Source organism: Pantoea sp. GM_Pan_3, from assembly GCF_026541045.1.
GTDB classification, from domain to species: Bacteria; Pseudomonadota; Gammaproteobacteria; order Enterobacterales; family Enterobacteriaceae; genus Pantoea; species Pantoea anthophila.
In genome coordinates, this window is the sequence record NZ_JALNVA010000016.1 from 1 (window position 1) to 460 (window position 460).

1 pseudogene is annotated in these 460 nt (G+C 43.5%); it reads right to left on the reverse strand.

Annotation, left to right across the window (positions count from 1 at the left end):
• Window positions 1–460: pseudogene (locus OXR04_RS21505) on the reverse strand (hypothetical protein); the annotation flags it as partial.

Below are 460 nucleotides of genomic sequence, written 5' to 3' on the forward strand. Positions count from 1 at the left end.
CCATCATCCCGGATAAATCCGTTTGGGATACACACGCCTTCAGCCGACGGAATATTCTCATCTTTCCTGCCGCTAAGCCGTGATATCAGAGACTGCATGGCAGCCAGCTTGCGTGGCTTGGTATTTGTATCGACCTCAGTAAAGCCTCTGGCCAAATATTTTGATTTTTTTTCACTGTGCTTTCCATCTGAAAAATCACGAATCTCTGTAGTAATCACAAAGGCTGTTATGTCTGAATAAATATGGGCTTCAAGCTTTCTGTATATATCCGAAACACCTGATTCATTGCGGTCAAAAATAACGCCCCTGCCATCAGGAAGCAGAATGACATCTTTTAGAAAAGGGGCATTTTCAGGTCTGTTACCGGGTTTATTAGTGGCTTCACGCAGTTCCTGCTCTCTTAACTGCACCCGCTGCTTAAATGCGGGTGGATAGAGAAGTTTGGTTTCAATTTTAAAAT